The 25,121-nt window shown below is 66.7% G+C and carries 23 protein-coding genes; 13 read left to right on the plus strand and 10 right to left on the minus strand.

The window, feature by feature from the left end; translation table 11 throughout:
* Positions 1-20: 20 nt before the first annotated feature.
* Positions 21-854, minus strand: coding sequence for an SDR family NAD(P)-dependent oxidoreductase (locus tag V3328_RS15865; RefSeq protein ID WP_340330660.1), 834 nt, complete (start codon positions 852-854; stop codon positions 21-23).
* Between the two features lie 167 nt (positions 855-1,021).
* Positions 1,022-2,062 (minus strand): LacI family DNA-binding transcriptional regulator, encoded by a 1,041-nt coding sequence (locus tag V3328_RS15870; protein WP_340330661.1) that lies wholly within the window; start codon positions 2,060-2,062, stop codon positions 1,022-1,024.
* Positions 2,063-2,231: 169 nt separating this feature from the next.
* On the opposite strand from V3328_RS15870, the gene V3328_RS15875 reads away from it, so the two are divergent.
* Together V3328_RS15875 and V3328_RS15880 are read left to right on the plus strand one after the other, a co-directional pair.
* Positions 2,232-2,711 (plus strand): hypothetical protein, encoded by a 480-nt coding sequence (locus tag V3328_RS15875; protein WP_340330662.1) that lies wholly within the window; start codon positions 2,232-2,234, stop codon positions 2,709-2,711.
* A 26-nt stretch (positions 2,712-2,737) separates the two neighbouring features.
* Positions 2,738-3,616, plus strand: a complete 879-nt coding sequence (locus tag V3328_RS15880) for an N-acyl homoserine lactonase family protein (RefSeq protein WP_340330663.1) — start codon at positions 2,738-2,740, stop codon at positions 3,614-3,616.
* A 54-nt stretch (positions 3,617-3,670) separates the two neighbouring features.
* Here V3328_RS15880 and V3328_RS15885 read toward each other — a convergent pair whose 3' ends face one another.
* Positions 3,671-4,453: an SDR family NAD(P)-dependent oxidoreductase gene (locus V3328_RS15885; RefSeq protein WP_340330664.1), complete on the minus strand. Its 783-nt coding sequence runs from the start codon at positions 4,451-4,453 to the stop codon at positions 3,671-3,673.
* A gap of 772 nt (positions 4,454-5,225) precedes the next feature.
* On the opposite strand from V3328_RS15885, the gene V3328_RS15890 reads away from it, so the two are divergent.
* From V3328_RS15890 to edd, 6 genes are all read left to right on the plus strand, one after another.
* Positions 5,226-6,161 carry a sugar ABC transporter substrate-binding protein gene (locus V3328_RS15890; protein ID WP_340330665.1) on the plus strand — a complete coding sequence of 312 codons (936 nt, stop codon included), beginning with the start codon at positions 5,226-5,228 and terminating at the stop codon, positions 6,159-6,161.
* A 74-nt stretch (positions 6,162-6,235) separates the two neighbouring features.
* Positions 6,236-7,753, plus strand: a complete 1,518-nt coding sequence (locus V3328_RS15895; RefSeq protein ID WP_340330666.1) for a sugar ABC transporter ATP-binding protein — start codon at positions 6,236-6,238, stop codon at positions 7,751-7,753.
* Positions 7,750-8,763 (plus strand): ABC transporter permease, encoded by a 1,014-nt coding sequence (locus tag V3328_RS15900; protein WP_340330667.1) that lies wholly within the window; start codon positions 7,750-7,752, stop codon positions 8,761-8,763. The genes V3328_RS15895 and V3328_RS15900 overlap by 4 nt, the downstream gene beginning before the upstream one ends.
* Before the next feature lie 315 nt (positions 8,764-9,078).
* Complete coding sequence (gene zwf, locus V3328_RS15905) at positions 9,079-10,545, plus strand: glucose-6-phosphate dehydrogenase (protein WP_340330668.1); 1,467 nt, start codon at positions 9,079-9,081, stop codon at positions 10,543-10,545.
* Entirely contained in the window at positions 10,542-11,228 is a 687-nt protein-coding gene (gene pgl / locus V3328_RS15910; protein WP_340330669.1) for a 6-phosphogluconolactonase, read from the plus strand. The genes zwf and pgl overlap by 4 nt, the downstream gene beginning before the upstream one ends.
* Before the next feature lie 18 nt (positions 11,229-11,246).
* Complete coding sequence (gene edd / locus V3328_RS15915) at positions 11,247-13,052, plus strand: phosphogluconate dehydratase (protein ID WP_340330670.1); 1,806 nt, start codon at positions 11,247-11,249, stop codon at positions 13,050-13,052.
* A gap of 21 nt (positions 13,053-13,073) precedes the next feature.
* Here edd and V3328_RS15920 read toward each other — a convergent pair whose 3' ends face one another.
* Both V3328_RS15920 and V3328_RS15925 read right to left on the minus strand, forming a co-directional pair.
* Positions 13,074-13,952 (minus strand): MBL fold metallo-hydrolase, encoded by an 879-nt coding sequence (locus tag V3328_RS15920; RefSeq protein WP_340330671.1) that lies wholly within the window; start codon positions 13,950-13,952, stop codon positions 13,074-13,076.
* Between the two features lie 35 nt (positions 13,953-13,987).
* Complete coding sequence (locus V3328_RS15925) at positions 13,988-14,458, minus strand: nuclear transport factor 2 family protein (protein WP_340330672.1); 471 nt, start codon at positions 14,456-14,458, stop codon at positions 13,988-13,990.
* Positions 14,459-14,808: 350 nt separating this feature from the next.
* On the opposite strand from V3328_RS15925, the gene V3328_RS15930 reads away from it, so the two are divergent.
* From V3328_RS15930 to V3328_RS15945, 4 genes are all read left to right on the plus strand, one after another.
* Positions 14,809-15,561 (plus strand): SDR family oxidoreductase, encoded by a 753-nt coding sequence (locus tag V3328_RS15930; RefSeq protein ID WP_340330673.1) that lies wholly within the window; start codon positions 14,809-14,811, stop codon positions 15,559-15,561.
* 118 nt (positions 15,562-15,679) lie between these two features.
* Positions 15,680-16,693 (plus strand): TRAP transporter substrate-binding protein DctP, encoded by a 1,014-nt coding sequence (gene dctP / locus V3328_RS15935; protein WP_340330674.1) that lies wholly within the window; start codon positions 15,680-15,682, stop codon positions 16,691-16,693.
* Positions 16,694-16,733: 40 nt separating this feature from the next.
* Positions 16,734-18,047, plus strand: coding sequence for a TRAP transporter large permease (locus V3328_RS15940; protein WP_340330675.1), 1,314 nt, complete (start codon positions 16,734-16,736; stop codon positions 18,045-18,047).
* Complete coding sequence (locus V3328_RS15945) at positions 18,044-18,580, plus strand: TRAP transporter small permease (RefSeq protein WP_340330676.1); 537 nt, start codon at positions 18,044-18,046, stop codon at positions 18,578-18,580. Before V3328_RS15940 ends, V3328_RS15945 begins: the two co-directional genes overlap by 4 nt.
* Positions 18,581-18,614: 34 nt before the next feature.
* On the opposite strand, the gene V3328_RS15950 is transcribed toward V3328_RS15945, so the two are convergent.
* The 5 genes from V3328_RS15950 to V3328_RS15970 all read right to left on the minus strand — a co-directional run bounded on the left by V3328_RS15950 (position 18,615) and on the right by V3328_RS15970 (position 24,107).
* Positions 18,615-19,538 (minus strand): 2-dehydropantoate 2-reductase, encoded by a 924-nt coding sequence (locus V3328_RS15950; protein WP_340330677.1) that lies wholly within the window; start codon positions 19,536-19,538, stop codon positions 18,615-18,617.
* Between the two features lie 34 nt (positions 19,539-19,572).
* Positions 19,573-20,607 (minus strand): uroporphyrinogen decarboxylase family protein, encoded by a 1,035-nt coding sequence (locus V3328_RS15955; protein ID WP_340330678.1) that lies wholly within the window; start codon positions 20,605-20,607, stop codon positions 19,573-19,575.
* A 155-nt stretch (positions 20,608-20,762) separates the two neighbouring features.
* Positions 20,763-21,725: a helix-turn-helix domain-containing protein gene (locus V3328_RS15960; RefSeq protein ID WP_340330679.1), complete on the minus strand. Its 963-nt coding sequence runs from the start codon at positions 21,723-21,725 to the stop codon at positions 20,763-20,765.
* Between the two features lie 179 nt (positions 21,726-21,904).
* Entirely contained in the window at positions 21,905-23,218 is a 1,314-nt protein-coding gene (locus V3328_RS15965) for a type I glutamate--ammonia ligase (RefSeq protein ID WP_340330680.1), read from the minus strand.
* A complete protein-coding gene (locus V3328_RS15970; RefSeq protein WP_340330681.1) occupies positions 23,208-24,107 on the minus strand; it encodes a MurR/RpiR family transcriptional regulator in 900 nt (299 codons plus the stop codon). Before V3328_RS15970 ends, V3328_RS15965 begins: the two co-directional genes overlap by 11 nt.
* Positions 24,108-24,312: 205 nt before the next feature.
* Between V3328_RS15970 and V3328_RS15975 the strand changes: the two genes are divergently transcribed.
* The gene (locus tag V3328_RS15975; RefSeq protein WP_340330682.1) at positions 24,313-25,116 is read left to right on the plus strand and encodes an N-formylglutamate amidohydrolase; all 804 of its coding nucleotides are present in this window, start codon (positions 24,313-24,315) and stop codon (positions 25,114-25,116) included.
* The last annotated feature ends 5 nt before the right edge of the window (positions 25,117-25,121 follow it).

Here is a 25,121-nt window from a genome sequence, read left to right on the forward strand (position 1 = left end):
CGCTGCGGCTGCGGCTGTCCTCAACTCGCCAGCCACCCGGCCTCCACCGGAAGCAATGCGCCGGTCATGTCACGGGCGATCGGCCCGCACAGGAAGACCAGCAGCGTACCCACGCTCTCCGGCGAGACGAATTGCCCACCCGGCTGCTTGCCCGCCAGGAAGGCCCGTTCGGCCGCGGCACGGTCGATCCGCTCGTTGTCCATTATCTCGACGACGCGTTCGTCGGTTCCAGGCGTCAGCACCGAACCCGGACAGATGCTGTGGCAGGTGACGTCGCAGTCGAGGTTCTCCAAGGCCACGCTGCGCGTCAGGCCGAGCAGTGCGGATTTGGTCGTCACGTATCCGACCCGGTCCGGCGTTCCGCGCAGCCCGTAGACCGAGGTGATGTTGAAGATCCGCCCGAAGTTCCTCTCGCGCATCCCCGGCAGCGTCAGCCGGATGGCATGAAAAGCTGCGGACAGGTTGACGGCCAGCGCTGCGTCCCACTGCTCGGCGGGAAAGTCGACGATCGGCGCGAAATGGCGCACGACCGCGTTGTTGACGAGAATGTCGATCCCGCCGAGTTCGGCCGTCGCCGCGTCGACGAGGCGTCGGACACCGCTCTCCCGGGACAGATCCGCCTGCTGATAGACTATCCGGACCCCGGCTTCCTCCGCCAACTCCCGGTACCGGGGCTCAACGTCGGCAGACGGATCGATGCCGTTGAGCATGAGGTCGCAACCGGCCCGTGCGAGTTCGCCGGCCATCGCCAGGCCGAGGCCGCCGACCGAACCCGTCAGCAGGGCGCGACGGCCGCTCAACGGTCGACCCGATACCGAAGCGACCATCGCCTCCGGTTCCCCGGCTGCAGTCATGATACGACGTCCCGCCCGCAAGTGACCAAACCCGACGCGCCTCCGCTAGAGGTTCACCGGTCCCGCCGCCCAGCGGCAATTCATGATACCGGTAACAGAGAGTGGAACTATAGTGACCGCCCCAAGCCGGCGCAACCGCGTTCAGCTGGTGCAAAAGTGTTGGGAACTCAGGCGCTTTCGCGCTGGATGACCTCGAACTTCAGGTCGACGATGCTGCCTCTGAAATGTTCCGCGCCGTCCATGATGCGGCTCAGCAGCATGCGTGCGGAGCGCTCGCCGATATCATAGCGCGGCAGCCGCAGGGTCGTCACCGAGGGGGAGAGGTGGCGCAGCAGTTCGACGTCGTCGAAACTGGCGATGGCGATCCGTCCCGGCACTGCCCAACCGCGCTTCTGGCATTCGAACAGCGCGCCCACCGCCAGAACGTCGCCGGCGCAGAACAGGGCATCGACCTCCGGCACGCTGTGGACCACACGCGCCACCACCTCCGCGCCGGAACTCAGGCCACGTGACGTTTCGATCACGAGCCGAGGATCGTAGTCGAGGCCCAGTTGCTCGAGCGCGGCCCGGTAGCCCTTCAGCCTGTCGCGCGAACGGTCGTTGTGGACCGAATATAGACTGGCGAATGCGATGTGCTTGTAGCCCAGCCGTCCCAGATGCATGGTCATCGTGTAGGCCGCATCCCAGTTCGAGTAGCTGACCACCATGTCGATGGGCTTTTCCGGAATATTGCCGTTCTCGACCACAGGGACACCGGATTTCGCTATCTTGGCAACGGCTTGCGGCGTGTGCTCGGCGCTGTGCAGCACCAGTCCGCTGACCCTGTGGGTCAGGAACGCGGTAATGAGTTCCTCTTCCTCGTTGGGATCATAACCGGATTCCGCGATCATCAGCTGGAAGCCCGACTGCCGTATGACATCCGACAGGCCCTTGACGGTCTGCGTGTAGATCGAGTTGTCGATGCTGGGGACGATGAGGCCGATCGTGGTCGACCGGTTCGAGGAGAGGCTGCTCGCCAGGTGGTTCGGCAGGTAGCCGATTTCCTTCACCGCGCTCAACACGCGCTCGCGCATCTCCTCGGACACCTTGCTGGGCTCGTTCAGGGCCCGCGACACCGTCATGGTGGACACGCCGGCCCGCTTGGCGACATCGCGCATCCGGGCACTAGTCGCGAACTGCCCCTTCCGTGTCGAGGATTGCTTGGGCATGTCTGTTTCCTCCACCGCAATGACCGGTATAGGCGCTTCGACTCGTATCCGACAAGCAGGGCCCGACAAGCAGGGGTCAGGTCGAGGCGCCTAAGATGTTGTTACCGGTATCAAAGATATCTATAAGCGGAGCGTACGGGTAGCGGGCCGCAGGACCTGGGAGACACGCATGGAATCGTCAGCCGAGCGCCGCATCGACCCGTCGGTGCTGAGCTACATCGAAGCCGCGCAGCCGGTCCAGGAACTGCTGCAGCAGGTGCTCACCCAGGTCGCCGGCTATTCGCTGATGCTGATGACCGGCGGCAAGCCTGCAGCCCGCCCCGACGGCTCCCTTCTGCTGGCGCGCCAGGCGGCAGGTCGTGCCCATGACGACCTGCTGGCGCTTCCCGTTCCGGCGCTGGCGGCGCATCACCACCACCACCTGTCCAGGGCAGCGGAATCGACGCAATGGGCGTTCGCCGCCGCCGACGCCTGCGCCGCGGCGGACGCCAGCGACGGCGAGCGCGACACCCTGTCCCGCGCGCTCTGGTCCGCGACCGGACACCTGCGGGCAACCGCCCGCCTATTGCCCGGTTTCGAAATGGTCGATTTCGGGCAGGCATGCTGCGCCGCCCATGCGCACGCCGCGACCGCGGCGACGCCCCGCTAAGAACATACGCACCTCCGGAGGAACACATGTCCGACTATTCAATCTGGGTTCTCGAATACGCGGCGGTCGAGAAATTTCCGTTCAGCGTGATGATGTACGGTCCCCAGCATCAGGGCATCCGAAAGCTGCCCTATGCCTACGCGCTCCTGAAGGGCAAGGGCGAAACGATCCTGATCGACACCGGCTACGATCACGTGAATTTCGGAAAGACGCTGGCCGAAGCCTATGGCGTCTCGAACTATCACGGGCCCCGTGAAGTGCTGGCCGAATGCGGCGTCGCGCCGGAAGACATCACGAAGGTCTTCGTCACCCACGCCCATTTCGATCACATGGGCGCAATCGATCATTTTCCCAACGCCACGTTCTATCTGCAGAAGCGGGAACTGGATAAGTGGGTCTGGGCGCTGACTCTGGGTTCCGAATACCGGTTCCTGGTCGGGGGCGGCGATCCCGCCGACATCGTCAAGGCGGTGGACGCGGCCAGGGAAGGCCGCATGGAACTGATCGATGGCGACCGCGAGGACGTACTGCCGGGCATTGACGTGAACCTGGCGGAAGATACGCACACCTACGGCAGCATGTACGTGACGATCCGCAACGACGGGGCTCGCGACAGCGCCGACAAGTGGATCTTCGCTGGCGACCTGATCTACACCTACGACAACCTGACCGGGCTCGACCCGGAAGATCCGCAGATCGTGCCGATCGGGCTGGCCGTCGGCAGCCAGCACAACCTGATATTCTCGAGCGCGGAAATGCTGAAATCGGTCGGCGGCGAAGCCCGCCGGGTGATTCCGATCCACGAGGACCGCCTGCACACCATGTTCCCCTCCCGCAAGACGGACGCCGGACTTCAGGTCGTGGAAATCGCGCTGGCCGACGGCGAGACGAGCCGGGTCAGCTGACCCGGCCCGCTCTGTCGGGGAAAGGTGAGGGCCGGCGTCCGCAGCCCTCAGCAGTCAGAGCTGGTCGGCGCCCGCCACGAAGCCGCCGCCGTCGATGACGACGGCCTGGCCGGTGATGAAAGATGCCGCGTCGGACGAGAGGAACAGCACAAGCTGGGCGATCTCCGACGGATCGCTGATGCGGCCCATCGGGATCATCGGCAGCACCGTGTCCCTGGCCGCCTGCTCGCCGCCGAACATGTTCTGAATCAGCGGCGTCATGACGGAGCCCGGGGCGATCGCATTGACCCGGATGTTCTTGCGGGCGACTTCCAGCGCGACCGAGTTGGTCAGGCCGATGACGCCCCACTTGCTCGCGCAGTAGACCGCCGTGGTTGCGAATCCCATCACGCCGAACAGTGATGAGGTGTTCACGATCGCCCCGCCGCCATGAGCGATCATGTGCGGCACCTGAAGCCGCAAGCCCTGGAAGATGCCCCTGAGATTGACGTCCATCAGCAGGTCGTAGTCGCTGTCGTCCAGTTCGTGCACGGGTGCGGTCTTTCCAGACACGCCGGCATTGTTGAACGCGATATCGATGCGGCCGAAGCGTTCGAAGGCCTCTTCGTGGAGCCTCTTCATGGCCGCGCCGTCGCGCACATCGGTCTCGCGGAACTCGAACTCGACACCCGTCGCCCCGATCTCTTCGCCAAGGCTGTCGCCGAATTCGGCACCAAGCCCGGATACGAAGAGGTTGGCGCCGGCCTCCGCGAAGGCGCGCGCGGTCGCCCGGCCGATGCCGGTGGTGCCGCCTATGAGAAGAACGTTCTTGCCCGTGAAATCGTATGTGACCTGCATCGCGTCTGCACTCCCTGCTCGCACCGCTGTCGTCCCGTACGGCCGGTCCGCGTGAGCCGGCCGGTCGGCGGTTCGCCGCATCCGTCCGGGGTGCGGGCGCCGAACGGTTCCGGCGGCTTTGCCACGTCGTCCGTAGCCGTCGCGCCACTTGTAGATCGTATCTGATACCGATAACAAGCCCTCGCGCTCCTCTGCGACACGGGCGCCGGCGCACGGACGGGCCCGGAGGTCGCGGCTCGCCTCCCTTTCCATCGCGACGGCGGCTCGGGGCGCCAGATCCTTTCGCTTCCGGATCCAGCGAGATTCAAAGTTTGAAATCGCTCAACTACTTGTAATTCAAGGATAATGCTTTCCACTCCAGGCTTGCTGACGGGCTGCCGCTCGCAGTCCCCTGCCCGAATGCACGCGTCTGCCCCGGCCGTCGCCGCGCGAGTGCCGAGACCTATTGCCACGATGGACCAATTATTTCATGATACCGGTATCACGATCGGTCGCGGCGACCGTATTTCCGGTGGCTGTGCGGTCGCGTGGCAGTGCGTGTTTCGGCTGCTCTCGCGCCGACGAATGTCAGAGATTTGGCCGGATACGAGGATTGGCGGAGACGAATGCTCTACCGAGGCAGGCTGGGAATGGAGCCGTCGGCGTAGCGGACATGGAAAGGCCGGATCCGGCGGGACTGCGCCGGATCGCTCGCCGTCCGGCCGGAGCGCCAAACAAACCAATAGCAAATGTTGCTCCGCGGAGGAGCCGCATCACCCGAAGGAGGACTTTCATGCGTAAACTTGTGTATGCCGCAGCATTCGCCTGCGCGCTCACCACCGCCATTCCTGCCCAGGCGCAGGATCCCAAGACTCTGGGCATCGTCGCCCTTCTGGCCAACGACGCGCTGAACATCGACGTCATCGCCGGCGCCACTGACGCCGCGACGAAGGCCGGCTGGGAGGTCAAGGTGACCGACACCCAGGCGAGCGCCGACCAGGCCAACGCCGCGATGAGCTCGTTCGCGGTGCAGGGCGTCGATGCGATCTTCGTCCTCGCCTTCGCAAGCAGCGCCATCGGCTCCGGTCTGCAGGCCGCACGCCAGGCCGACATTCCCGTCGCCACCTGGGGCGGCGAGATCGTCGACGGCATCGTCGTGACCACCAGCGGCGAGCAGGTCGGCGAGGACTCGGTCAACTACCTGCTCGAGCAGGTCGGCGACGAGGCCAACATCCTGGCCCTCACCTTTCACCCCGGCAAGCTCTGCATCGACCGCGGCGTCGCCTTCGACAAGGGCGTCGAGGGCAAGCCCGGTCTCGATATCACCTACAGCGAGATCACCGTTCCGGGCCAGGTCCAGAACGGCAACGCCCTCGCCTCCGCCTGGCTGACCCGTCATCCCGCCGGCGGCGACAAGCCGCTCGGCATCTGGTCGTGCTGGGACGAGCCGATGACCGGTGCCGTCGCAGCCCTGCGTCAGGCCGGCCGCACCGACGTCAAGACGGTGTCGATCAACGGCAGCCCGCAGGCACTGCAGCTCGTCAAGGACGGCGACATGACCGCCACGGTGTGGCAGCCTGCCTACGAGGAAGGCAAGCAGGTCTTCGAGACCATCCTAGAGGCCATCGAGGCGGGTGACTCCTGGGAGCCGAAGGTGATCACCATTCCCGGCGTCGTCGTCAGCTCCGAGAACGTCGACGAGTTCATGGCGGAGCATCCTGCGAAGTAATGTCAGCAAGCGTCGCCGAGACCGACGCGTTCACTGACGGGGGATCCGCGGCCGGCGGGTCCCCCGAACCGTGGATGCAGATCCGTGGACTGACCAAGTCGTTTGCCGGGGAGGTCGCGCTCTGGGAGGCCGATCTCGACGTCGAGCGGAGCCACGTCCACGGCCTCGTCGGCGCGAACGGAGCCGGAAAGTCCACGCTGATCAGATGTCTCGCCGGCGTCACGGTCGCCGACCGGGGCGAGATCAGGATCGACGGAGAGGAGCTGCGGCAGGGCTCGCCGCAGGCCTCCGAACACGCCGGCCTTGCCTTCATCCATCAGGAACTCAACGTCATTCCCCACTTCAGCGCGCTGCAGAACATGCTGCTCGGCGCGCCGAAGGTCACGCGGTTCGGGCTGATCGACTGGAAGCGCTCCAGCGTGCAGGCGCGGGCCGCCGCCGAGCGGATCGGCATCCACTTTCCCCTCGAGACGCGCGTATCCGAGCTGACCGTTGCCGAACGCTGGCTGGTGATGATCGCCAAGGCGATCTCCCGCAACGCCAGCATGATCGCCATGGACGAACCGACGGCATCGCTGTCCGGCCAGGAGAGCGAGCAGCTGTTCTCGGTCATCCGCGATCTGGCCGCCAACGGCGTCGCGATCCTCTACGTGTCGCACAGGCTGGAGGAAGTGCTGGACCTCTGCGACAGGATCACGGTGCTGCGCGACGGGCGGATCGTCGACGAGGCAATGCGGGGGCACCTCGACAAGAAGGGGCTCGTTCGGGCCATCATCGGCCATGACATCCGCTCGCCCGAGGACCGCGAACACATCACCGTCGACAGGACCGGCACGCCGATCCTGTCGGTTCGCGACGTTGCCTGGAAGCAGGCGGTCAAGGGCGTCAGTTTCGATGTCTACGATGGCGAGGTGCTGGCCCTCGGCGGCTTGATCGGTGCGGGGCGGACCGAACTCGCCCATCTGATCGCCGGCGTGCGGCGCCCCGACTCCGGCCGTTTCGAGCTCGACGGCGCGCCGTACTCCCCGTCCGACGAGGCCGGCGCGATCGGCGCCGGGGTCGCGCTGGTGCCGGAAGAGCGCCGGGCGCAGGGACTGATGCTGCAGCGGTCCGTCGGCTACAACATCAACATCGCCTCGCTCGACAACCTCCGCTACGTCGCCGGCCTGCCCTTCCTGTCGGCCGCCAAGGGCCGCCGCCAGGCCGAGCGCATGGTCAAGCGGCTCAGCATCAAGACTCCGGGCACCGCCACCAGGATCGCCTCCCTGTCGGGCGGCAACCAGCAGAAGGCGCTGATCGCCCGCTGGCTCAATTCCGGCATCCGCCTGCTGATCCTCGACGAGCCCTCGCGCGGCGTCGACGTCGGCGCCCGCGAGGAGATCCACGACGCGATCCGCGAGTTGGCGCGGTCCGGCGTCGGCATCGTCGTGATATCGTCCGACGTCGAGGAACTGGCGATCCTCGCCGACCGCGTGCTGGTCATGCGCGAGGGGCGGATCACCGGCGAACTGACCGGCTCCGACATCACCGAACCGAACATCATCGAACTCAGCTATCACGACGTCGATAGCGGCAAAGGAGAGACGGCATGACTGCGCGCAGCGACGCGGACCTTGACACCGCGTCTTCGCGGGGACCGCTGGACTGGAAGCGTCTCGGCCTGATGTTCCTGTCGCGCTACGGGACCATCTTCGGGCTCGTGATGATGGTGCTGATCTTTTCGATCAACGCGCCGGACACGTTCTTCTCGCGTGCGAACTTCCTCAACATTCTCAGCCAGGCGTCGCTGACGGCGATCATCGCGGCGGGCCTCACCTACACGCTCGTGGTCGGCGAGTTCGATCTCAGCATCGGCTACGTGGCGAGCTTCGTCGGTCTGATCGTCGTCGGCTTCATGTCCTACCAGGGCATGCCGATCTGGCTCGCCATCGCCTGCTCCCTGGCGATCGGCGTGGGTCTCGGACTGGTCAACGGCACCCTGGTGACGAAGGTGCGCATCAATGCCGTGATCGCGACGCTCGGCCTCGGCACCATCCTGACCGGCGTCGGCTTCACCTACTCCGCCTTCCCCATCGCCACCGGCATCCCGCGCGCCTTCACCAACATCTCCCTCGGCCGCGTGCTGTTCGGCATCCCGAACCCGGTGTTCTTCATGCTCGGGGTGCTGATCGTCCTCTGGATCGTGCTCAACAAGACCGACATCGGCCAGAAGATGCAGGCCGTCGGCAGCAACATCGAGGCGGCCAGGCTGTCGGGCATCCGCGTCGACCGTATCAAGATGTTCGCCTTCGCCACGGCTGGCTTCTGCTCCGCGCTCACCGGCACGCTGTTGTCGTCGCTGCTCGGCAGCGGCACGCTGGGCACCGCCGACGGCTACCTGCTCGACGCCTTCGCCGCGGTGTTCCTTGGCTCCGCCACGCTGCGCGAAGGCGAGTTCCACATCGTCGGCACGCTGGTCGGGGTGCTGATCCTCGCCGTCGGCTTCAACGGCCTGGCGATCCTCGGCGCGCCGACCCATTTCCAGCCGATCTTCAAGGGCGGCATCCTGATCCTGGCGGTCGGCATGTCGACGCTGGCCAGGCGCTACGCGGCATCGAACTGATCGCTCACAGGCAATGCCCCCGGTGGCGTGACTGGTGCGGCGGTCCGGTAGCCTTGGCGGGCGTTGCTTGACGGGCCGTGGTTGCCGGACCTTGTTCGTCATCGCGATGTTGATAATCTCTGCAATGCACTAACTGTCCTGTCTGGCCGGCAGAGGCCACCGGGATTGGCGGCGATGGCGCACAGGCCACCTGTTACCCGACCGGTCGGCCGGGAATGTCCGATGGCCTGTGGCCTCGCCGGCCACCCTCGCCCCGCCGCGGCGCCGCAACCGGCCACCGCCGACATCGAACTCTTTGCCCGGGAAAGCTGCTGAATGGTCGCACGTGTCGTACCCGTTGACCCCTTCGACCTCGTTGTCTTCGGCGCCACCGGCGATCTCGCCCGGCGCAAGCTGATCCCGGCGCTCTATCACCGCTTGCACGACGGTCAGATGCCCGAGGGCGCGCGAATCATTGCGGCCGCCAGACGGGACCTCGACGACGAGGGGTATCGCGATATCGCAAGCCGCGCGCTGGACGAGTTCGTCGAGGCGGCAGCGCTCGACGAAAAGACCCGGGACCGCTTCCTCCGGTCGATCGGCTATGTCCAGGTCGACGTGGAGTCGGACGACGGCTGGGACGCACTGGCGAAGGCGCTGCCGCCTGCTGACGGGCGTCCTCGCGTGTTCTATCTTTCGGTGGCGCCCCGCCATTTCGGCATCATCGCGGAAAAGGTCCATCGCGCCGGCCTGTCGGACTCCGACAGCCGCATCGTCATCGAGAAGCCGCTCGGCCACGACCTTGCGTCCGCACAGGAGCTGAACGACTGCTTTTCCGGCCATTTCGAAGAGCGGCAGATCTACCGGATCGACCATTATCTCGGCAAGGAGACGGTCCAGAACCTGATGGCGCTGCGCTTCGCCAACGCTCTGTTCGAGCCGCTGTGGAATGCCCGCCACGTCGATCATGTCCAGATCACCGTCGCCGAAAAGGTCGGCGTCGAGGGCCGCGGCGCCTACTACGACGAGATGGGCGCGATGCGCGACATGGCGCAGAACCATCTCCTGCAGTTGCTGTGCCTGATCGCCATGGAGCCGCCGGCGCGGCTTGAGCCCGACGAGGTGCGCGACGAGAAGCTGAAGGTGCTGCGGGCGCTTGCCCCGCTGACCGATCCCGAGTCGGTCGTGCGCGGCCAGTACGCCCGCACCAACGGCTCGCCCTCCTACACCGAGGACGTCGGCCATCCCGGCAGCCGCACGGAGAGTTTCGTGGCCCTGAAGGCCGAGGTCGCAAACTGGCGCTGGTCCGGCGTGCCCTTCTACCTGCGCACGGGCAAACGACTCCGCACCCGCGTCTCCGAGATCGCGGTCGTCTTCAAGGAGGCGCCGCACTCGATCTTCCCGCCGGCCAGCGGCCGTGCAGGCAACAACGTCCTGGCGATCCGCCTTCAGCCGGACGAGGGCATCACGCTAGGCATGACCATCAAGGAGCCGGGGCCCGGCGGCATGCGGCTCACATCGGCGGAACTCGACATGACATTCGCCGACACGCTCGGCGCGACGAAACTGCGAATGCCCGATGCCTACGAGCGGCTTGTGATGGATGTGGTCCGGGGCGACCAGACGCTGTTCATGCGCGGCGACGAGGTGGAGGCCGCTTGGGCATGGATCGACCCGATCATCGCCTTGTGGGACGAGCGCGGCGACCGGCCGATTTCCTACGACCAGGGATCTTCCGGACCGGAGGATGCGTTGATGCTGATGCACCGGGACGGGCGCCGGTGGCGGGAGATCGCGGTATGACTCATCCCCGGCTCATCGAATACCCCTCCCGGGAGGCGCTGACCGACGGGCTGGCGGCATATCTCGCCGCGCGTCTGGCGGATCTGGTCGCCACGACCGGCCGCGCTGCCATCGCGCTGTCGGGTGGCTCGACGCCCGGGCCGATGCTTACCCGCCTCGGCGAGGCCGACCTCCACTGGGAGGACGTCGTGGTCACGCTGACCGACGAACGCCAGGTGCCGCCCTCCTCGCCGCGCTCAAACCAGCACCTGTTGGCCGAAACGCTGTTCCGCGGCGCTGCGGCGGCGGCGGTATTCGTGCCGCTGTACGCGCCGGCGCCCGAGCCGGCGGACGGGCTGGAGGCGATCGCCGCCTCCCTGAACAATCTGGCGCTGCCGCTCGATATCGCGGTGCTCGGCATGGGCACGGACATGCATACGGCGTCGCTCTTTCCAGGCGCGGTCGGACTCGATGCGGCGCTGGCCGCCGACGCGCCGCCCGCCGTCTTGATCACCGCGCCGGGCGCCGAGGAACCCCGCATCACCCTGTCGGCGCCGGTCCTGCAGGGCGCCGGCGAGCGCCACCTGATGATCGCCGGGGCCGACAAGCGCGCCGCGCTCGAGCGCGCCCTGTCGCTCGGCGACGTGCGCCAGGCGCCGGTGCTTGCCGTACTGGAGGACTGCACCGTCCACTACGCCGACTGACCCCCGAAGGAGGCCGCAATGCACCCGACCGTCACGGCCGTCACCGACCGTATCCGAAGCCGGTCCCGCGAACGGCGCCGCGCCTACATGGATCGCTGCCGCCGCGCCATCGACGCCGGACCGGCACGCGCCCACCTGTCCTGCGGCAATCTCGCCCACGTCACCGCCGCCAGCGGCGCCGACAAGGCGCAGATTGCTGAGGGCCGCGGCGGCAACGTCGCGATCGTCACCGCCTACAACGACATGCTCTCCGCGCATCAGCCGTTCGAGAGATTTCCCGACCTGATCCGGCAGGCCGCCCGCGCCGCCGGCGGCACCGCCCAGGTGGCCGGCGGCGTGCCTGCGATGTGCGACGGCGTCACCCAGGGCCAGCCCGGCATGGAACTCAGCCTGTTCTCGCGCGACGTCATCGCGCTCGCCGCCGGCGTTTCGCTCAGCCACAATTGCTACGATGCGGCGATCTTCCTCGGCGTCTGCGACAAGATCGTGCCCGGGCTCGTCATCGCGGCGGCGACCTTCGGGCACCTGCCGGCGATCTTCGCGCCCGCCGGTCCGATGACCTCAGGGCTGCCGAACGACGAAAAGTCGAGGATCCGGCAGAAATACGCGGCCGGCGAGATCGGCCGCGACGAACTGCTGCGCGCCGAGATGGCCTCCTACCACGGACCCGGCACCTGCACCTTCTACGGCACCGCCAACACCAACCAGATGCTGATGGAGTTCATGGGCCTGCACCTGCCCGGCGCGAGCTTCGTCAATCCGAACACCCCGCTGCGCGACGCCTTGACCGCCGAAGCCGCACGACGGGCGCTGGCGATCACGGCGAAGGGCAACGAGTTCACGCCGGCTTGCGAGGTGCTGGACGAGCGCGCCTTCGTCAACGGCATGGTCGGGCTCAACGCGACCGGCGGATCGACCAACCTCGTCCTGCATCTCGTCGCGATGGCGCGCGCCGCCGGCATCGAGATCGACTGGCAGGACATGGAGGAGATTTCCGAGGTCACGCCGCTGATGGCGCGGGTCTATCCGAACGGTCTCGCCGACGTGAACCATTTCCACGCCGCCGGCGGGCTCGGTTTCATGATCGGCGAACTGCTCGACGCCGGCCTGCTTCACGAGGACGTCAGCACCATCGCCGGCCCGGGTCTGAGGCGCTACACCGAGGAGCCGATGCTGGAAAACGACGCGCTGGTCTGGCGCGGCGGCGCCGCCGGGAGCGGCAGCGAGAACATTCTGCGCCCTGCGTCCAGCCCCTTCCAGCCGACCGGCGGACTGCGCCTGCTAGGCGGCAATCTCGGCCGCGCGGTGATCAAGGTGTCCGCCGTCAAGCCCGAGCATCGTGTCGTCGAGGCGCCGGTGCGGGTGTTCCACGATCAGGAGTCGGTGAAGGAGGCGTTCAGGGCGGGCGAACTGGATCGCGACGTGATCGTCGTCGTGCGCTTCCAGGGGCCGAAGGCGAACGGCATGCCGGAACTGCATTCGCTGACGCCGTCGCTCGGTGTCGCGCTCGACCGCGGCCACCGGATCGCGCTGGTGACCGACGGCCGCATGTCGGGCGCCTCCGGCAAGGTGCCGGCGGCGATCCACCTCAGCCCGGAGGCCGCAGACGGAGGACCGATCGCGCGGCTCCGCGACGGCGACGTCATACGACTGGACGCGCAGGCGGGTATCCTCGAAGCGAAGGTCGACGCGGCGGAGTTCGCAGCGCGCGAGCCGGCGCGACCGGATCTGTCCGCCAGCCACGAAGGCATCGGCCGCGAGCTGTTTGCCGCGTTCCGGGCCGCCGTCGGCCCCGCCGAAACCGGCGCCGCCGTGGTCGTCTGACGGAAGACCGCAGCGATTGCCTCAGAAGGGCAGGCGCCAGGCTTCCGGATGGAACCGGTACGCGTCTCCCTCCTTCGACACGTGGCCGAAGCCCGGGAAATGCATGTGCATGCCGGTGACGAGGAACTGCTCCTGCGCCGCCATCTCGAGAATGCGCCGCCTCGTCGCCGCCGCGGCGTCGGGATCGGTGTCCGGCACCATGGTGATCTCGGGCCGTGCGAACTGGACCTCGGGAATGTGAATCGTGTCTCCCCAGATCAGCAGCCGGTCCTTTCCGGACTCGATCAGGTACGAGGTATGGCCCGGCGTGTGGCCGGCACTCGGGATCGCCCGGACGCCGGGAAACACCTCGCCGTCGACGAAGGTCCGCATCCGGTCCAGGTAGGGCTGCACCTGCTCCCGGGTCATCTGGAAATGCAGCTGCTTGTAGAGGTCGCTCGCCCGGCTCATCGGCTCGTCGTCGAACCAGTGACGCGGCTCGTTCTCGTGCACGACCAGTTCGGCGTTTCCGAAATGCCGCCTTCCCGTCTCCATGTCCGTCAGTCCGGCGGAATGGTCGGGATGCATGTGGGTGAGGAGCACGGTATCGATGTCGTCCGGGGCGACGCCGGCCGCCTCGAGGTTGGCGGGCAGATGGCCGAGCGTCGGCCCGAGGTACTTGCCGGAACCGGTTTCCAGCAACGCCAGGCGGCCTTTCGAATAGATCAGAAAGGCGTTCACGGAGAATGCCAGCGTATCCCGGAACGCGGCGGCCAGCGCCTGATTGCGTTCGGCCTCGGGAAGATTGCGGGTCATCTCCCTCTCCGTAACGAAATATCCGTCGCTGAGGGCGGTGACGACGATATCGCCGATACGGCGATGGTAGACGCCGGGAATCTGCGTGTCTGGTGGTGCGATCATGTGTCCGGGAGGCCTTCGTTCCGGGCCGTGTGACCCTACTTTCTCTCGCCTCCGGCCGCCGGGCCGGAGAGTGCGCCGCCCCCCTCGAACAGCACTTTGAACGTCCTGTGGGAGCAAAGCCATGGCCCATCGCCGTCGTGCACCCACGTGTCGCTGATCGCCGCGACCTGGACCGGAGGCTCGGACGGTTTCGGCGGCGTGCCGTCGGCGGCGTAGAGCAGCAGATACCAGGTCGAGGTCGCGGAACGTTCGTCCTGGACCTCGGCCACGAAGTTGGCGACCGTATGCAGCGCCAGCCGGTCGCCGCGGGTCAGACGCCAGTCGAAGAAGCCCTGGATCTCTTCGCGGCCGTTGAAGGTGCGGGCGGGCGCCTCCCACACGGCGTCCTCCGTCCAGAAGCTGCCGGCCTGGCGACCGGCGTCGTCGTCGACATTGCGCCAGTAGGCGAGCAGCCGCTCGTGGATGTCCTGCTTGATCAGCAGGGTCTGGACCGGATCCATGGTCATTCCCTTCCCGTGCGTTTCGGCCGACTTCTCGCGGCTCTGGAGCGGCGTGGGCCCGGCGGGCCGCGGCCGTCGTCTGTTTCCTGTGAACTTGCATTTATGGACCAATACCGGGATCGCGGGCGAGCCCCCCAGCCGAGCCCACGTGATTGCCCCGGCGCGAACTGGGAACATTTCGTCAGTTGAAATTTCTATGCAAATCGGCGGCCAGGACCGCCGAACGGCCTCTGCTGGCCCGAACTTGATATTATGATCCAATGCAAGGGTTCGATGCCGATTTTGGCGCATCGCCGTGACGGTTTGCGGCGAAACGGCCGCGGACCGGCGCGAAAACAGCATTCGAAGGGGCGGAAATGGCCGAAGTCGTAATCGTGACGGGCGCGAGCACCGGGATCGGGGCGTCCACCGCCCGTCTGCTCGGCGCCGCCGGCGCAGATGTCGTCGTCAACTACAAGTCCTCGAAGGAGGCCGCCGAAGGCGTGGTCGCCGACGTCGAGGCCGCGGGCGGACGGGCGATCGCGGTCCGCGCCGACATGGGCGTCGAGGCCGACATCGTCCGGCTGTTCGAGGAGACCGACAAGGCCTTCGGGCCCTTGACCGGTCTCGTCAACAACGCCGGCATCAACACCCCGAAGCTGCGGGCGATTGAAGACTATACCTTCCAGGAGACGATGGAGATCCTCGCCGTCAACACCGCCGGCGTGCTGATCGCCTGCCGCGAAGCGGTGAAGCGGATGTCGACCAAGCACGGCGGCAAGGGCGGCGCCATCGTCAACATCTCCTCGATCGGCGCGCTGACCGGCTCGCCCAGCCGGTTCATCCACTACGGCGGCTCGAAGGCGGCCGTCGACACGATGACGATGGGCATCGCCGCGGAGGTCGTGCGCGACGGCATCCGCGTCAACGCGATCAGGCCCGGCATGGTCGACACGCCAATCCACGCCAAGTCCGGCCAGGCGGACCGGCTGAAGGAATTCGCCTCGAAGACCCCGCTCGGCCGCGCCGGGCGGCCGGAAGAAGTCGCCGAGGCGATCGTCTGGATGCTGTCCGACAAGGCCTCGCTCGTGACCGGCGCCATCCTCAACGTGATGGGGGCGCAGCGATAAACCTGAACTGACAAACGGCATCGACCGCAAATACAATCGATAAGGCGCGTTCCGGACCCGGTGTCCGGGTCAGCGCCAGACAAAGGCCGAACAAGAGGCCAAACCAGGGAGGAAGAACATGAACACCCGATACATCCTGTCGACCGCGCTTTGCCTGGCTCTGTCCGCCGGAGCCGCCCATGCGCAGGACTATCCCGAGATGAAGCTGCGCGAGAACAACCTCGTTCCCGCGACGGCCGGGCCGGCGCTGGCAAACGTCTTCTTCGCTGACGAGATCGCCAAGCGCAGCGGCGGCAAGATCGAGATCGAGAACTTCTGGTCGGGCGCCGCGGGAGCGCCGGCCGAGCAGTTGAAGCTGGTCGGCGCCGGAGCGCTCGACATCGCCGTCTTCCCGGGCAGCTACTACCCCGCCCAGATGCCGTTCCTCGGCGCCATCAGCGCCCTGCCGATCGTGATGCCGACGCCCGACAAGGCGCAAGAGATCGCCAACGCCCTGTGGGAGAAGGTCCCCGCCTTCCAGGAAGAGGCGAAGGCGAACAAGATCTGGCCGGTCATCTTCAAGCCGCTCAACGAGTACCACCTGCTCTGCACCTCGCCGATCCGCTCGCTCGCCGATCTCGAGAACAAGAAGATCCGCAGCCAGGGCGAATACATTCCGATCGCGGTGAAGGCGGTGGGCGCGGTTCCCGTCACGGTTCTGCCCGGCGAGTTCTACGAGGCGCTGCAGCGCGGCACGGTCGACTGCATGCTGCTGCCGTGGGACCTGCTGAACGCAAACCGGCTCTACGAGGTCGCCAAGTACGGCTCGACGATCTCCTTCGGCACGGTCATCGCCGACGGCACCTTCTTCAATCTCGACAAGTGGAATTCCCTCCCCGACGACGTCAAGACGCTGATGAGCGAGACCGGCAAGGACGCCGAGGCCTACAGCCTCACGGCCAACAAGGAGCTCGAAAAGAAGGCGCTCGAGAACATGAAGGCCGAGGGCGTCGAGATCATCGAGTTCCCCGACCAGGAAGCCTTCCAGGCCAAGCTGCCCGATTTCCTCGACATCTGGCAGAAGCGGATGGAAGAAGCCGGCAAGGGCGACGCCGCCAGGCAGACTGTCGAGGTCTGGAAGTCTGTGAACTGACCCAGGCTCGTCGGTCGACGGAACGAAGGGAGTCCCGTCGGTGGACGGTACGACCATCGCGATGCTGGCCACCGGCGGCATGCTGGTGCTCCTGGCCCTGGGCGTGCCCGTCGCGGCATGCCTGGGGCTTGCAGGCTTTGTCGGGCTGTATTTCGTCGGCGGATGGACGTTCGCGATCATCCAGCTCGAAAGCCTGCCCTATCAGCTGACCTCGACCTATTCGTTCTCGGTCCTGCCGATGTTCCTGTTCATGGGCAATCTCGCCATGAACGGCGGAATGGCGCAGGAACTGTACACCGCCGCGAACCGGCTCATCGGCCATTTTCGCGGCGGCCTTTACCTGGCGACGATCGCCGGATCCGCCTCGTTCTCCGCCATATCCGGGTCGACCGTCGTCAACGCCACGGTGTTCACCCGGATCTCGCTGCCGGAGATGCTGAGGCTCGGCTATTCCCGCTCCGTCGCCGGGGCGAGCATCGCCTCGGCCGGCACGCTGGCGGCGATGATCCCGCCGAGCGTGACGATGGTCATCTACGGCATCATCACCGAGCAGTCGATCGGCGCGCTGATGATCGCCGGCATCGTTCCCGGCGTCGCCACCGCGCTCGGCTACTGCCTGCTGATCATGATCCTGGTGCGGGTCAGGCCGGACGTCGCCCCCAGGGACCACGAGCGTTCCTCCTGGTCGCAACGCTGGAAGTCGATCGGCGAAACCTGGTCGATCGTCCTGCTGTTCGCCTTCATCATGGGCGGCATCTACGGCGGCTACTTCTCGCCGTCGGCGGCGGGCGCGGCCGGCAGTTTCGGCGCGATGGCGATCCTTGCCATGCGCCGGCGGCTGACCTGGTCGGTGCTGACGCGGTCGTTCATCGACGCAGCCGTCACGTCGGCCATGCTGTTCCTCATCGTCATCGGCGGCCTCGTCTACTCGCGCATGCTGGTGCTGAGCGGCGTCATCACCGACGTCGTCGATTTCACCATCGCCCTGCAGCTGTCGCCGATCCTGCTGCTGCTGGCGCTGTCGCTGGTCTACATCGCGCTCGGCTGCCTGATCGATACGCTGTCGATGTTGCTGCTGACCCTGCCCTTCGTGTTTCCGGTCATCCACGCCGCCGGGATCGACCCGATCTACTTCGGTGTCCTGGTGGTCGTGTTCATCGAGTTGGGCGCCATCACGCCGCCGATCGGCATGAACCTTTTTGCGACGGTCGCTGCGGCCGACGGCAGGGTCACGATCGAGGAGATCATCCGCGGCGTCTGGCCGTTCATCGTCGTCAACGTGATCCTGCTGGCCTTGTTCATAGCCTTCCCCGTTCTGATAACCTGGCTGCCGGGCCAGATGATGATGAGATGAGCATGGTTCAGCGCGCCCTGGAGTGGCTGTCGACCGTCTGCGCCTGGGTCGCGGGCCTCGCCATCCTGTGCATCGCCATTCTCGGCGGGCTGGACGTTCTCAGCACGGTGTTCCTCGGGCGGCCGGTCGATTCGACCGTGGAGGGCACCGAGGCACTGATGGTCTTCTCCGCCTTCATGGCGCTCGGAATCCTGCACCAGCGGCGCTCCTACATCTCCGTTGACCTCTTCTACCTGATGTTCCCGCGCGCCGGCCGCAAGGCGCTCGACGTCCTGGCGCTGGTGCTGACCGGCATCTTCTTCGGGCTGATCGCGTGGCGCGGCTGGATCGCGGCGTTCGAGAGCCTCGCCTTCCGGGAGTTTTCCAACGGCATCGTCGCGATCCCGCTCTATCCCTCGAAATTCGCGCTGGCGATCGGCATGACCGTCGGCACCCTGTGGTGCATCCTCGATCTGGCCCGGGGCGGCCGCTTCCGCAACGATGCGCCGCCGGCCCGGAGCGACGTCGAGGCGGCGACCCCGCCGCGCCCCTGACTTGGGCCGCCTACGGGATCACGCTCCACGGATATCAGGTGTCTACCGGCCCGTTCTCGTAGGGCTTGAGCAGCGCATACAGCATCCGGTGCACGGGGACGTCCATGCCGTGCTTGTCGGCGAGCCGGACGACCACGCCCGACAGGCCCTCGACCTCGATGCGCGCCCCGCGCAGCAGGTCGTTGCAGATCGACGCCCGGACGCCCTCGCCGATATTGTCCGCATAGGCGACGCATTGCTCCGCCACGTCGTCTGCCACCGGCGCGCCCTCGGCCCGGGCGACGGCTGCGACCTCGCGCATCGCCTCGATCGCTTGCGGCCGCAACCGCGGATCCCTGTAGATGTTTGCGATCGGCAGCCGCGCCGCCGCACTGAAGCCGCCATTGGTCGCCAGCAGCACGAACTTAGTCCACAGCGGCTCGCGTACGTCCTCGACCAGTTCCGTGACGAACCCGGCCGCATTGCACGCCTCGGCGAAGGTCTTCGCCAGCGGATCCGGACGCCGGTCCCATGTGCCGAAGCGGACGCGCGCCGGACCGCCGAAATGCCGTATGACGCCCGGCTCGGCGATGCTCGCCGAGACGTAGGCGGGGCCGGCCCAGATGCGGTGGGGGCCATGGTCGCGCGCTAGCGTTTCCCCGCCGTCGATGCCGTTCTGTAGCGTCAGTACGCGGGTTCCCTCGCCGACGAGCGGCGCGATCGCGCGCGACGCCGCCTCGGTGTCGTAGAGCTTGACTGCGAAAAGGACGACGTCGGCAACGCCGATCCGCCGGGGATCGTCGGTCGCCTCGACCGGCACGACGCGTTCGCCGTCGGGCCCGATGAGTGTCAGGCCGCGCCGCTGCATCGCCTCGAGATGGGCGCCGCGGGCGACGAAGGACACGTCGTTGCCCGCGGCCGCAAGCATGGCGCCATAGTACCCGCCGACCCCGCCGGCCCCCATGACCGCGATCTTCAATGCACCGTTCCTCTTGATCTGGAGTTGATCGCGGCTAGCCGCCGAGTTCCGCGCGAACCTGGTCGCGCCCCTGCACCATGGCGGCGAGCTTGGCGTAGGCGATATCGCTCGGCAGATATTTCATGCCGCAATCGGGCGCCACCACCAGCCGCTCCGCATCGATCCGTTCCAGTGCCCGGCGCAGCCGGGATGCGACGATCTCCGGCGTCTCCACCGTGTGGTCCTTCAGGTCGAGGACGCCGTACATCACCTGCTTGTCGGGCAGCAGGTCGAGCATCGTCACGTCGAGGTTCGGCTGGGCCGCCTCGATCGAGATCTGCGTCGCGCGGCACTCGTTCAGCGGCCCGAGGAAGCTGTAGGCGTTCGGCTTCTCGGTGTGGACGTAGTGGCCGTATCCGAAGCAGACGTGGACGACGGTCGTCCCTTCAATGCCCTCGAGCGACCGGTTGATCCCCTTGACCGCGAACCGCTCCGCCTCCTCGACGAAGGATTCGACGAACGGCTCGTCGAGCTGGACTATGTCGGCCCCCGCCGCCTTCAGGTCGCGCAATTCCTCGTTGACCGCCGCGGCGTAGGCCATCAGCAGCGCTTCCTTGTCGTGGTAGTGCTCGTCCTTGGCCAGCCGCATCATCGTGAACGGGCCCGGGACGGTGATCTTGATCGGGCGGTCGGTGATCGCCCGCATGTGCTCGATGTCGCGGACCTGCACGGGCCGGCTGCGGCGGATCTCGCCGACGACCCGCGGCACGATCTGGCGGGTCTTGTTGCGGCCCTCGACCTCTGCGGGATTGTCGATGTCGATACCGTCCAGCGCGGTGGCGAACCTGTTGAAATAGCTCTCCCGCCGGATCTCGCCGTCGGAGACGATGTCGAGGCCCACGGCCTCCTGCATCTTGACCGCCACGTAGGTCGCGTCGTCCTGCGCCTCCTCCAGATACGGCTCCGCCACCCGCCAGACCGAGGTCAGCCGCACCCGGGGCGGCTGGTTCGACATCATGAAGTCCTTGTCGACGAGCCAGTTGGGCTGCGGCAGGCTGCCGACGACGGTGGTGGGCAAGAGCACGTCCATGTTTCCTCCTGGGCGGTCGGTTGTCGGTGCGCCCCGTGCGGGCCGCCGGCCCGTTCTGTCGGGGCGAACCTACGACAGGCCGATCGCGTCCCGTAGGATGCATCCTGCGAAGTTTCATCAGACGAAAACCCGCCGTGACGGGTCGATCCAGCCTGTCAGAACTCGGGATCGACGTCCTCGACCTGGTGGTCGAGACCGGCGGCGCCGGTGCTCAGGAACGCCAGCGCGTCGTCGATCTTCCTGGTCGTGCTGCGCAGCGGCTCGATGATCTGCTCGTGCACGCACTCCTCGGGCACCGCGGTGGTGAAGAAGCTCAGCGTGATCATGCCGTGCACGACGGACTCTTCGCGGATCGGCATGGCGACGGTGGTGCGCCGATACGGCCATGTGCGGGGCTCTCGCATGGCGTAGCCGTCGATGCGGGCCTGCATCAGCAACGCGCGAAACTTGCGCTCCTCGACGGGGCCGAAGCCGCGGTCGGGGTCGCGGCGGAACCGGTCGATATGCGAATCCCGCTCCTCGTCGGAACAGAACGCCAGGTAGGCCCTGCCCATCGAGGATGTCTGCAGGTCCGACTTCAGCCCCAGCACCGGTTCCGACGCCCATGGGCTGATCGTGCCGGTCCAGAAGCGGATGGACACCTTGTCGCCGTCGACGACGCCAATGCCGCTCGGCCATTTCGTGCGCCGGGTCAGGCTGATCGCCAGCGGCCTCGACACTTCGATGACGCGGGGGATGCCGTCGTAGCCCTGGCTCAGTTCGCGGACGCGCGACGTGACCCGGTAGCCGCCGCACATGTTGTCGCGCACGACGTAGTTTTCCGTCATCAGCGTCTCGAGCAGTCGGACGATGGTGGACTTCGGCAGCTTCAGCTCTTCGTGGATACTGTTCAGCGAGGCGATCCGCAGCCTGTTCACCACGTTGAGGATATCGAGCGCCCGGCGCACCGACTCCACGGTGGGGTAGGATCGGTGCGACACGTCGGTGACGCCGCGCCGCGAGTTCGCGCGACACGTCACGCCCAGGTCCGAACCGATCTCGCTCTGCAGCGACGTTGAAACGTTTCCCGCCGCGCCGCCACCCATTGCGATACCGGCTTCTTCGGCCGTGGCCCCCATTCCATCCTCCCCAGGATCCGTCCCGAACCGTGATGGCGCGGGTGCACCGTCTTTTGGCTATGTGCGGGCTTTGCGCCGCTTATTGTGACGATTGTCCGGAACTATACCGGCAAGGGGAAGCGGCGACCAGACGACCGGAAGGTACGCCGAAGGTGCAGGCTTCAATCGCGGTTTCGGGATCAGTAAGCGGCTTCGTAGGCGGCGCAGACCTCCGGCTCCGATTTGCCGTCGAGGCAGGCCATCTCCCCGGTCTTGTGGAGACGGTAGACCTCGACGAACTGCGGACCGAACCAGCCGGTCACGGTCGGGTTCGAGACGAACCGCTCGAGCGCTTCGCTAAGTCCCTGCGGCAGTCGCATCAGGCCGCGGCGCGAAAGCTCGTCCGGCGCAAGCAGCGACAGGTCTTCCGCGGTAACGTCTGGAACCTCCAGATCCTCCTCGATCCCCTGCACGCCGGCATGAACGAGGGCGGCCAGCTGCAGGTACGGACTGGCGCTGGCATCGGCTGCGCGAAACTCGAAGTTGAACTGGCGCGCCTTGTCGATGTCGCTCATCGCCGACAGCGGGCAGATGCGTACCGACGCCTCGCGGTCCTGCATGCCGAGATTGTTGAACGCCGCGCTCCATCTGTGCGGTGTCAGCCGTATGTAGGACACCACGCTCGGCGCGGTCAGCGCCAGGATCGAGTCGAGGTACTTCAGGACGCCGGCGATGAACTGGCCGGCTGGCTTCGACAGACCATTCGGGCCGTCCGGGTCGTAGGTCGCCGGAGCCCCGGCAGCATCGACCAGGCTCATGTGGATATGCACACCGTTGCCGACGGAGGCGGGATCGCGTAGCGGCGTGAACGTCACCGCCGTGCCGAACGACGCGGCGACCGCATGGACCAGTTCGCGCAGGATGACCGCCCGATCGGCCGAGGTCACGCCGATCGCCGGTCCCATGGTTACTTCGTACTGGTCCGGGCCGTATTCCTTCATGATCGTGTCGGGCTCCAGGTCGGCGGCCCGCATCGCCCCCATCAGCGCCTCGGAGAAGGCGCGCTGCGCCCGGAAGCCGGAGTGGGTGTAGGCGCCGCCGATCGGATTGGCGCCCGTCTTGAACTGGAATTCGTGCTCGAACGTGCTGTTGAGCGACAGGCCGGCGACCTGCTCGAGGCGCGCCAGGGCAGCCTTCAGGATCGAGCGCGTGCAGCAGGCCCAGGCGGTTCCGTCGGTGTGACGGAGGTCGCCGAGCACGAAATCCTCCGCCAGGCCCATCTCTTCGGATCGCAGCGAGACGCGCGTCGCCTCGTCGGGGATCAGCACCATGTCGCCGAGCGATCCGAACGGGGTCTCGGCGATCACGTCGAAACAGGTGATCTGCACGTTGGTCGGGGCCCAGCCGATGCCGCGTTTCAGGCGCTTGTCGAAATCCGCGGCCGGATAGCCCTTGCCGCGCGTCCGCCCGGCGATGTCGTTCGTGCAGGCATAGACGACGTCCTCACTCTTCATGCGAGTCCCCCTTCTCGATGGTTCGGTTGCCGGATAGCGAAAACCGGATCTTGTCCCAGGATTCGATGCGCTTGCGCGTCGCCGGCCAGTCGGCTTCCGAGACACGGACGATCATCGCCTCCACCAGCGTCACCAGACAGACCTGCGTATCCCATGCCGTCTCCATCTCGATCGGCAGCGCGAAGATGTGCGTGCTGTGACCGGCAACCGGCGACAGCCACTTGTCGGTGATTGCCACCACGGTCGACTGGCGCTGCTCGGAGATGACCTGCGCCAGTTCGGCGAGGGCCGGCTGGTAGCGCCGCAGGTCGAAGAATATCACCACATCCTGCTTGCGCATCCGCAGCACGTATTCCGGCCAGATCTCCGGATCGGACGGCAGGTGGTAGATCCGGCTGCGGATCTGCCGGAGATGCACCGACAGGAGTTGCGCGATGCTGTCCGTCACCCGGCCGCCCAGGATGAATATGTTGCGCGACGGGTCGGCGATCAGCCCGCAGACCTTGTCGAACTGCTGCGGCGGGATGCTCTCGGCCATGTACTTCATCTGGCCGACCAGCCGGTAGGTGTAGTCGGTCAGGAAATGGGTGTCGCGCGACGGCGCTTCGGTCAGCTTCAGCTCGATCGGCGACAGCTCGCGCTGCTTCAGTTCGCCGATCAGGCGGCGCTGGAAGTCCTGGTAGCCGCTGCAGCCGATCTTGGCAATGAACCGGGTGATCGACGGCGCGCTGACGCGGGTCCGCGCGGCGAGTTCCTGGATGGTCGCCAGTCCCCCGTAGGGATAGTCGGCAAGGACCACGCTCGCCACCTTCTGCTCACTGGCGGTGAGCGTCGGCATGGCGTCGGTAATGACGGCCCTCAAGCTCTCCTGGTCGGCGGTTTCGCCCATTGCCGCGAGGCCTCCCGATGCTGCGAGCGACTATCCCACTCTGAAAAAATCCGATCAACAACAAACATGCGATTGACTTTGACGGATATTTTTCGTTCCAATCCTGATCAGGGTTTGCGCCTGGAACGATGGCGGAGCGTCGCAGATTCTCGCCCGCCGGGTGAGCGGAAACGGCGCCTTCGGCGGGCGGCAACGGGGGACCGACTTGCGCACGGAGACAGTCACCGCGCCGATAGCGACAGGCCTTCTGGCGGCCGACGATCCCGAGCCGTTCGAAATCGTCAATCCCGGCGGCCGCGGCCGCGTGGTGCTGCTGTGCGAGCATGCCGGTCGCGCCGTGCCGGCCGCGCTCGGCGACCTCGGCATCGCCCCGGCCGATTTCGACCGCCACATCGCCTGGGACATCGGCGCCGACGCCGTATCGCGACGACTGTCTTCGCTGCTCGATGCGCCGCTGGTGTCGCAGCCCTACTGCCGGCTGGTGGTCGACTGCAACCGCAGCTACGGCGTCGCCGACTGCTTCCCGGAGATCAGCGACACCGTCGTCGTCCCCGCCAACGCGGCCCTCAGCGAAGCGGACCGGCGGGCGCGGTTTGCGGAGATCCACTCGGTCTACCACGAGGCGGTCAGCGACGTGCTCGACGCGCGACCGCACGGCGGCGCCACAGTCCTCGTCTCCATCCACAGCTTCACGCCCCGGCTTGCCGCCGACGGCCTGCAGCGCCCCTGGGAGATCGGCCTCCTGTTCAATCGGGACGACCGCCTGGCGCGCCGGCTGATGGCGTCGATGAAGGCGCTGCGGCCCGAGCTGAACGCGGCCTTCAACGAACCCTATTTCGGCAGCGACCTGACCGACTACGCGATCCCGATCCACGGCGAACGGCGCGGCATCGAGCATGTCCTGATCGAGATCCGCAACGACCTGATCTCAACAGCCTCCGGCCAGGCGGACTGGGCCGTCTTCATCGGCGAGGCGATCCGCGACGCCGTGCCGGAACAGCAGGAATAGGCGCC

The organism is Microbaculum marinum (assembly GCF_037855135.1).
GTDB classification, from domain to species: Bacteria; Pseudomonadota; Alphaproteobacteria; order Rhizobiales; family Tepidamorphaceae; genus Microbaculum; species Microbaculum marinum.

Excerpts from the sequence above, each read along its gene's own strand:
- V3328_RS15900 (WP_340330667.1), top strand. The coding sequence starts at position 7,750 with ATGACTGCGCGCAGCGACGCGGACCTTGACACCGCGTCTTCGCGGGGA.
- V3328_RS15955 (WP_340330678.1), bottom strand. The coding sequence starts at position 20,607 with ATGGACGTGCTCTTGCCCACCACCGTCGTCGGCAGCCTGCCGCAGCCC.
- dctP (WP_340330674.1), top strand. The coding sequence starts at position 15,680 with ATGAACACCCGATACATCCTGTCGACCGCGCTTTGCCTGGCTCTGTCC.
- edd (WP_340330670.1), top strand. The coding sequence starts at position 11,247 with ATGCACCCGACCGTCACGGCCGTCACCGACCGTATCCGAAGCCGGTCC.
- V3328_RS15865 (WP_340330660.1), bottom strand. The coding sequence starts at position 854 with ATGACTGCAGCCGGGGAACCGGAGGCGATGGTCGCTTCGGTATCGGGT.
- V3328_RS15885 (WP_340330664.1), bottom strand. The coding sequence starts at position 4,453 with ATGCAGGTCACATACGATTTCACGGGCAAGAACGTTCTTCTCATAGGC.
- V3328_RS15945 (WP_340330676.1), top strand. The coding sequence starts at position 18,044 with ATGAGCATGGTTCAGCGCGCCCTGGAGTGGCTGTCGACCGTCTGCGCC.
- V3328_RS15875 (WP_340330662.1), top strand. The coding sequence starts at position 2,232 with ATGGAATCGTCAGCCGAGCGCCGCATCGACCCGTCGGTGCTGAGCTAC.
- V3328_RS15870 (WP_340330661.1), bottom strand. The coding sequence starts at position 2,062 with ATGCCCAAGCAATCCTCGACACGGAAGGGGCAGTTCGCGACTAGTGCC.
- V3328_RS15895 (WP_340330666.1), top strand. The coding sequence starts at position 6,236 with ATGCAGATCCGTGGACTGACCAAGTCGTTTGCCGGGGAGGTCGCGCTC.
- zwf (WP_340330668.1), top strand. The coding sequence starts at position 9,079 with ATGGTCGCACGTGTCGTACCCGTTGACCCCTTCGACCTCGTTGTCTTC.
- V3328_RS15965 (WP_340330680.1), bottom strand. The coding sequence starts at position 23,218 with ATGAAGAGTGAGGACGTCGTCTATGCCTGCACGAACGACATCGCCGGG.
- pgl (WP_340330669.1), top strand. The coding sequence starts at position 10,542 with ATGACTCATCCCCGGCTCATCGAATACCCCTCCCGGGAGGCGCTGACC.
- V3328_RS15970 (WP_340330681.1), bottom strand. The coding sequence starts at position 24,107 with ATGGGCGAAACCGCCGACCAGGAGAGCTTGAGGGCCGTCATTACCGAC.
- V3328_RS15925 (WP_340330672.1), bottom strand. The coding sequence starts at position 14,458 with ATGACCATGGATCCGGTCCAGACCCTGCTGATCAAGCAGGACATCCAC.
- V3328_RS15930 (WP_340330673.1), top strand. The coding sequence starts at position 14,809 with ATGGCCGAAGTCGTAATCGTGACGGGCGCGAGCACCGGGATCGGGGCG.
- V3328_RS15880 (WP_340330663.1), top strand. The coding sequence starts at position 2,738 with ATGTCCGACTATTCAATCTGGGTTCTCGAATACGCGGCGGTCGAGAAA.
- V3328_RS15960 (WP_340330679.1), bottom strand. The coding sequence starts at position 21,725 with ATGGGGGCCACGGCCGAAGAAGCCGGTATCGCAATGGGTGGCGGCGCG.
- V3328_RS15920 (WP_340330671.1), bottom strand. The coding sequence starts at position 13,952 with ATGATCGCACCACCAGACACGCAGATTCCCGGCGTCTACCATCGCCGT.
- V3328_RS15890 (WP_340330665.1), top strand. The coding sequence starts at position 5,226 with ATGCGTAAACTTGTGTATGCCGCAGCATTCGCCTGCGCGCTCACCACC.